The 7566-nt window shown below is 39.7% G+C and carries 5 protein-coding genes; 3 read left to right on the top strand and 2 right to left on the bottom strand.

Annotation, left to right across the window (positions count from 1 at the left end; all coding sequences use genetic code 11):
* Window positions 1-311 precede the first annotated feature (311 nt).
* Both hemH and GQR47_RS19900 read right to left on the bottom strand, forming a co-directional pair.
* Entirely contained in the window at window positions 312-1331 is a 1020-nt protein-coding gene (gene hemH, locus GQR47_RS19905; RefSeq protein ID WP_024597461.1) for a ferrochelatase, read from the bottom strand.
* A 74-nt stretch (window positions 1332-1405) separates the two neighbouring features.
* A complete protein-coding gene (locus tag GQR47_RS19900) occupies window positions 1406-2734 on the bottom strand; it encodes an HD domain-containing phosphohydrolase (RefSeq protein WP_024597460.1) in 1329 nt (442 codons plus the stop codon).
* Between the two features lie 224 nt (window positions 2735-2958).
* Between GQR47_RS19900 and GQR47_RS19895 the strand changes: the two genes are divergently transcribed.
* The 3 genes from GQR47_RS19895 (at window position 2959) to GQR47_RS19885 (ending at window position 7113) form a co-directional block, all read left to right on the top strand.
* Window positions 2959-3912 carry a HAMP domain-containing sensor histidine kinase gene (locus GQR47_RS19895; protein ID WP_024597459.1) on the top strand — a complete coding sequence of 318 codons (954 nt, stop codon included), beginning with the start codon at window positions 2959-2961 and terminating at the stop codon, window positions 3910-3912.
* A gap of 254 nt (window positions 3913-4166) precedes the next feature.
* Window positions 4167-6707, top strand: a complete 2541-nt coding sequence (locus GQR47_RS19890; RefSeq protein WP_024597458.1) for a TonB-dependent receptor — start codon at window positions 4167-4169, stop codon at window positions 6705-6707.
* A 205-nt stretch (window positions 6708-6912) separates the two neighbouring features.
* Window positions 6913-7113 carry a ribosome alternative rescue factor ArfA gene (locus GQR47_RS19885; RefSeq protein WP_024597457.1) on the top strand — a complete coding sequence of 67 codons (201 nt, stop codon included), beginning with the start codon at window positions 6913-6915 and terminating at the stop codon, window positions 7111-7113.
* Window positions 7114-7566: the final 453 nt, after the last annotated feature.

Here is a 7566-nt window from a genome sequence, read left to right as displayed (position 1 = left end):
GTAAATGAGAAAAGCCAAAACCAGTGTTTTTATGTTTTATCACTACTCTAAAAGCGCAGCGCCTCTTAACCTCTTTGTGAATAATTAGCCCTTTAAAAGCTTTTATTTGCACAATGAGAAGTAAAAGAGAAGTAAATGAGAAAAGCCAAAACCAGTATTTTTATGTTTTATCACCCACTCTAAAAGCGCTGCGCCTCTTAACCTCTTTGTGAATTAATTAACTAAATATTTTAAAAGCATTAAAAACAAAAAAGCGGTGTTAATTTTAACACCGCTTAATGCGTAATATATTTAGCTTTAGTAAGCTTGGGTTACAACATAGGTTTTATAACATCAAACACAGCTTCTATATGGTCGTCTCTGTCGTTTAGTGCCGCTATGTAACGGTATTTTTCGCCGCCTGCGTTTTCGAATATTTCACGGTTTTCACCTTCTAGCTCTTCAAGTGTTTCTAGGCAGTCGGCGCTAAAAGCAGGACTTATAATAGCTACATCGGTAATACCTTCATCAGGTAAGGCTGCAAGAGTTGCGTCGGTATAAGGCTTTAACCACTCTGCTTTACCAAATCGACTTTGAAAAGTACTAATTACTTTGTCTTTATCAAGGCCTAGTTTTTCGACAACTAAACGCGTGGTTTGTAAACATAGGCAATGGTACGGATCGCCGCGATCTAAAAACAATTTAGGCATACCGTGATACGAAAAAACAATTTTTTGTGGCATACCATTCGCTTCTAAATCCTCACTAATACTATTAGCAAGCGACTCAATATAACGGGTGTTTTTATGATAGCCATTAATAAAATGCAGCTCTGGCACCCAGCGCCATTTACGCAGTACGCTCGATACAGCATCAAACGTAGAACCCGTAGTTGGGCTAGAATATTGCGGGTACATTGGTAAAATAATTATACGCGTTAAGCCTTTATCACGAAGCTCTTCAAGGCCTGCCTCTATTGAAGGGTTGCCATAACGCATTGCCATTACGACTTCAGTATTGGTATAACCTTGCTCTTTTAATAAGGTATTTAACTTTACACTTTGCTGGCGAGTAATGTGGGTCAGTGGTGAGCCGTTTTCGGTCCATATACTCTCGTATAATTTAGCCGAACGTTTAGGGCGTACGCGTAAAATAATGCCATGTAAAATTATCATCCATACTAAGCGTGGTATTTCTACAATGCGTGGATCTGATAAAAATTCGCGTAAATATGTACGAAGCGCAGCCGCTGTTGGTGCATCAGGGCTGCCTAGGTTAGTTAGCAGTATTCCCGTTTTTTGGTTAAAACGCCCATCATGGGGGTTGTCAGTAACCGCAGAAAATCGCGACACAGAGTGCTCCTTCAAGCAAATTCAATAATCTATTTTATGCACATTGTAACGAAAAAAACTGCGGTTTAGATCAATCATTTAGCAGTTTTCACCATTATTCTGAACGGAGTTGGTTTTTTCGATTCTAGCTGTTGGAGTTTTTCTATCGATTTACTGCCAAATACATGACCTTTGGGCAGCAACATTATGCCCGTATGGCTGTGTAGAGCATGGCCTAGTACCATTTGATCTTTGAGTTCATGGGCGTTACAAATTAGCACTGATCCTGCTGAACTTTTTTGTTCGTGTAGTTTTGCATGGCTTGCTTCAAGTGCACGTACAATTTTAGGATGATAAAACGATCCACTATAAAGTTTTACACTTTCGAGTGCGTCATCGTGGCGCTGCTTTTCATCACTTGCATTGCTCTGCTCAAACGCATCCCAATAGTCGCGCGCTAAACCTAGCACCATAGCGCCTATTGGTATGTCGTTTCCGGCAAGGCCTTTGGGCATTCCGTTTCCGTTAAAGCGCTCAAACTGATAATAAATAGCATCCGACAAGTCATGTAAATGTATTGCTGGCATTAACATTAATTGTGCAGTACTTGGGTGAGTATAAAAGGTTTTGCGTTGTTGCTCGTTTAAGCGGTTAACTGGTTTTTTATAAAGATCAGGATCCATAGCAAGCAAGCCTATTTGCGCCAAGTAACCAGCCATAGGGGCAAGATCAATGCTTTTTTGCGACAAGTTTAAGTAAAGTGCTATTTGTGTGCAGGTATTAGCAATATTTTGTGCTTTGTTGCCATCTAGGTAAGGGTTTGCGTTAACAAAATTATATAGCAGCTCTACGGTCGATTTATGCTCTTGTTTTTCGCGCTCGTTGGCGTCTTCAAGCTTTTTTAAAACCTGTTTGATTTGTAAGGTGCGTTTTTCTACCCGTTGTTCAAGCGAATTATTAAGCTCTAGCAACTCTTGGTTTTGCGCTTTAACTTGTGCCTCTAATTTTTGATTTTGTTTTTTTAGTGCAAATTTTTCTAGGCTATCTCTAATGCTACGAAGTAATAAATCGTTTTGCCAAGGCTTTTGAATATAACCATTTATTTGGCCCTGATTAACAGCCGCTAAGGTGGTTTGTATGTCGGCGTAACCGGTTAATAAAATGCGTTGGGTGTCGGGTGCCAGCGCACGCGCTTTTTCTAAAAACTCGGCACCGTTCATTACCGGCATACGCATATCGCTAATAATTAAACCAAACTCATGATTTTTAAAAAGTGTTAATGCGTTTTGCGGATTATCGCAAACAATAACCGTTAAGCCATTTACTTCAAGTAGTCGTGTTAACGTACGTAGTACTATTTCATCATCATCAATGCAAAGTACATCAACCTGATTTATTGGTGTGCTTGGTGTTACTTGAGTCATTGAGTCGCCTTTAAATTACTTCTGGTTAAATAATAGCTTAAAAAAATATTCTATGGTGTGTTTGTGACTACCTTTTATATTAAGTGGTATTTATATAATGGAGTTATTAGCAATAAGTGGATAATTACTCATGCATAAAATTAGGACTTGGCTGCACTAAAGTTGCAAATTTGCATACAGACGACTAAACGTTAAGTATAAAGTTATCTATATGGATGAAAGGAATGAATGGATCAGATGGTAATTTTGAACGTGCTTTTTTAAACGAACAAAAGCTGCGCTTAGCTGCAGAGCAATTACTCAAAGATAAAAGTAGCGTTTTAGTTGCCATAAATAATGAACTACAAAAAAAAGTAGCCGACTTAGAACACCAACAAATGCTGTTTGTGCAAACAGAAAAAATGGCAACCTTAGGTACACTGAGCGCAGGCGTTGCCCACGAAATAAATACCCCACTTGCCTATGCAATGAGTAACGTAGAGAGCCTACAAAACGCAAGCCCTTTACTGGTAGCGCTGCTGAAACTTAACGAACAATATTTAAATAACGAAATTAAAGAGAGCCGTTTTAAACACGAAATCGACATACTCAATTTACAGTATCCGTACGCGTGGATTTATAACAATTTGCAGGGGCAAATTAACGACAGCGTTGAAGGACTTAAACGAATAAAACAAATAGTGCATGACTTATTAAACTTTGCCCACCCCACCTCTTCTCAAGATAAACAATTAGCCGACGTAACAACGGGTGCTAATAATGCTTTAAGATTATTAAGTAGCAAACTTAAATTATGCGAAATAAAAACGCGGTTTGAACCCCTACCACTCATTTGGTGCAATTTATCGTCAATTAATCAGATTTTTGTAAATCTTTTAATGAATGCTTGGCAAGCTTGCGAGTTAGACTTAGAAAAAGGCTGCATTATTGAAGTCAATATTTTTGAACTCAACACAAATATTTGTATTGAAATAAAAGATAACGGTTGTGGCATGAATGAAGACACAATAGCGCATATGTTTGACCCTTTTTACACAACAAAAGAAGTCGGAAAAGGCACCGGTATGGGTATGACACTTGTATACGCTATGGTGAGCGATCACGGTGGAAAAGTAGAAGTTAACAGTATATTAGGCACAGGTACGACCATTCGCTGCCTATTACCTTTAAAAGTGTAAAATAACGAACAAAACCACATTGTAAATAAAGTGTTAAACATTCTGTTTTTTGATGTTTAATCCCTTCTTAGCACGTATTTTAACCAATTTGATGTGGTTTTTTCTTATCTTGAAGTTTATTTGCATACTTAGACCAAATATTTAGTTTTTTTCATTTCTTTTTGTTTGCATATGTTGCTAGGATGTTTGCAACAGGTTGTGAGCATCATAACCACACACATATTATTAAGAATACAAAAAACAGGGTCGTCACTATGTCAACATACCGTTTAAACACACTTGCTGTAGCCGTTGCTTTCGCGTTTAGCGCACCAAGCATTGTTAACGCTGAAGAAGCACCAGTGCAAGCTGCTAAAAACATAGAGCAAATATCTGTATTAGGATCGCGTGTATCTAACCGTACCTCTACAGAGTCTTCTTCTCCTATTGATTTAATTGACGCGGATGATTTAACTAAAGGTGGTTTTACCGAATTAGGCCAAAGCCTTCAAGCGACAGCGCCTTCATTTAACTTTTCGCGTACACAAGTATCAGACGGTTCTGATTTATTTAGACCTGCAACACTTCGTGGCTTACAACCAGATCAAACCCTTGTATTAGTAAATGGTAAACGTCGTCATAACCAATCAATTTTTGGCCTTAACGGTACAGTAGGCGCAGGCGCTGCGGGTACTGATATGAATGCCATTCCGCTAACAGCACTTAAAGGCGTTGAAGTATTACGCGACGGCGCTGCAGCGCAGTATGGCTCTGATGCTATTGCAGGTGTTATTAACTTATCTCTTAATAACTCAACCGGTATTACAACGGGTTTTGTACAATACGGCGGCACAAGTGAAGGTGACGGCGACACTATTTCAGCAGGTTTAAACCGTGGTTTTGAATTAGGTAACGAAGGCGGCTTTATTAACCTATCGCTTGAGTACCGTGATGCCGACGGCACTAACCGTGCAGAGCGCGATACGGGGGGTTCGCTTAATGTTGAACCAGGTACGCTAAGTGAAGATGTACGCTGGGGCCAAGGTAACTCAGAAAGTGAATTTACGTCGTTATTTTACAACATGGCATTACCAATGGGCGACGGCGAGCTTTACTCGTTTGGTGGCTACTCTGAGCGCACGGCGCTGGGTAATGGTTTTTACCGTAATTTTAACGAAGCCTCTAAAAACGTAACCCAAGTATATAGTGATGGTTTTTTACCGCGCATATATAACGAAGCACAAGATATTTCAGTAGCGCTTGGTTTTAAAGGCGATATAAACACAGATTGGACTTACGATGTATCGGCTGTTTATGGTGAAAACCAATACGATTTTACATCACGCAATACATTAAATGCTTCTTACGCGGCTGAGTATTTATTTAATAACCCAGATGCAAGCGATGCCGACATTGCAGCAAACTCAGGGCCTACTGGCGGTTACTCAGGTGGTTTTAGATTCGATCAAACAACGGTTAACCTTGATGTAAACGGTATTGTAGATATTGGCCGTAGTGAGCCTTTATATGTAACAGTAGGCGCCGAATACCGTAAAGAAAACTACGAAATAGTGCCTGGCGATGAAGCATCATACGCGTGTGGGTTAGCAAATATGGATACCTCGTACCCATCAGTAAACGATCCGGATCAATTTGCACAGTGTGGTTTTCAAGCTTATAACGGCCTTCGCCCTGAAGCGGCTAACGATAGCGACCGTAACAGCTACGCAGTTTATGTAGACGTAGAAACTATGATCACCGACGCATGGAACGTAAGTGGTGCACTACGCTATGAAGATTTCTCAGATGCTGGGGATGATTTAATTGGTAAATTAGCAACACGTTATGAATTTTCAGATGACTTTGCAGTACGTGGTGCACTGTCTACTGGTTTTAGAGCGCCATCACTTCAACAAAGTGGTTATACAGCCTTTACAACTAACTTAGGCTCAGACGGCACATTAACGCAGTCGTTCACGGCAAACACAGGGACCGCTTTCCCAAGTGCGTTAGGCGTAGATAGCTTAGAGCTTGAAACATCAACAAACTACAGTGCTGGTTTTGTTTACGATGTAACAAGCGAGCTTTCGTTAACGGTTGATTTTTACCGTGTAGAAATTGAAGACCGTATTACACTTGGCAGCTTACTTTCGGCTGACGATGTATCGTTTAGCTCAGAAGCGGTTGCAGCGCTACAAGCAACTGGTGCAGTGCAAGCTAACTACTTCTCAAACTCGGTTGATTCTACTACGCAAGGTGTTGATATTATTGCATCGTACCGCACTGAAGTTGAAGGCGGTAATTTAGGAGTAACCTTTGCAGGTAACCTAAACGATACTAAAATTGACAGCGTAAACGCAGAAGACGGTATTCCTGAAGCGGTTGCTTTTGATGATTTACAACGCAGCTTTTTTACCGACGGACAACCGAGCGAACGTGCAACGCTTACGTTTGACTACGAACGCGATGCCTACACATCAACCATTCGCTTTAACTACTTTGGCGAAACAGACGTAAAATACTTTGGTAACGACCATATTTCATTACCTGGTGAGCTTTCGCCTACGGGGTCATTTAAACCAACAAGTACGGTTGAATCTGCTGTGTTAGTTGATTTAAATGTTAGCTACCAAATTAACGACATGTTTGCGCTTTCGGTGGGTGCCGATAATGTATTTGACGAAACACCAGATGAATTAGGTGATGACGAAGTACTTAATTTTATCACCAACGGCGCATTTAAATATCCAGTACGCGCATTGCCATACGGCTTTGACGGCAGAACGTACTACGCAAAAGTAAGCTTTAGTTTTTAATTTATCAAGCAAACTAAAGTAATATTAAGCGCAGTTATTAACTGCGCTTTTTTATGCTTTTTTATTATTAAAAAACTACCAAATGGATGTTAAAAATACTTGCGCGGTTGAAAATTAAGCCTACAATCTCCATCTCTTAAAATAGGCCAATATAAAAGCCTCTTTATTATTTAACTTAAAATAACCATTAGTTTATAGGAAATATATGACTAAAAAATCTAAAACAAAAACCGCAAATACCAGCGCGGTAGACACCGGCCGAGGCGTTATAAACCACAATGCACTAGCGGCAATGGTCACCTCTAGATTATTTAAACCACAAGTGGTTAAAGCTAAAAAAGGCAAAGGTTCATTTAAACGCAACAACAAGCATTCAGGACAAGAGTCCTATTTAATCGCGGCTTAAATAGCACCGATCAAATAGGGCTTTTGAATATAGTAAGCGAGGTTTTATACCTCGCTTTTACTTTTAGTTCTTTATTATTTTAACTTCCAAGCTGTCCTCTAAAAGCGCAGCGCCTCTAAACCTCTTTGTGAATAACAGCCCTTAAAATATGAATGCACAAAGAGAAGAAAAAGAGGAGTAAATGAGCAGACAAAGTCCACTTTTTTAAGCTATATGATATTTCACCATCGAGGCGCTGTGCGTTACACAAAGAAAACACGAGTAATGTTAGTCACTGCTCCTTGTTTTCTCCTTCACTCCTCGGTGGTGATTAAGTTACTTGTTTACTAATGCATCCAACTAAATGTAAAAGCGGTGCTTTTAAACGCCAGCAAGCTGCGCGTCTTGTATCTCTCATTGATAAATGATTAGCTATCATTTATCACATCGAAGTCAGTGAGCTTGCCTTCGCGT

The sequence above is a fragment of the Pseudoalteromonas sp. Z1A2 genome, from assembly GCF_011378755.1.
Lineage (GTDB): Bacteria > Pseudomonadota > Gammaproteobacteria > Enterobacterales > Alteromonadaceae > Pseudoalteromonas > Pseudoalteromonas distincta.
This window is presented reverse-complemented; position numbering and strand designations above follow the sequence as displayed.

Coding starts and splice junctions, on each gene's coding strand:
- GQR47_RS19885 (WP_024597457.1), top strand. CDS start 6,913: ATGACTAAAAAATCTAAAACAAAAACCGCAAATACCAGCGCGGTAGAC.
- GQR47_RS19900 (WP_024597460.1), bottom strand. CDS start 2,734: ATGACTCAAGTAACACCAAGCACACCAATAAATCAGGTTGATGTACTT.
- GQR47_RS19890 (WP_024597458.1), top strand. CDS start 4,167: ATGTCAACATACCGTTTAAACACACTTGCTGTAGCCGTTGCTTTCGCG.
- GQR47_RS19895 (WP_024597459.1), top strand. CDS start 2,959: ATGAATGGATCAGATGGTAATTTTGAACGTGCTTTTTTAAACGAACAA.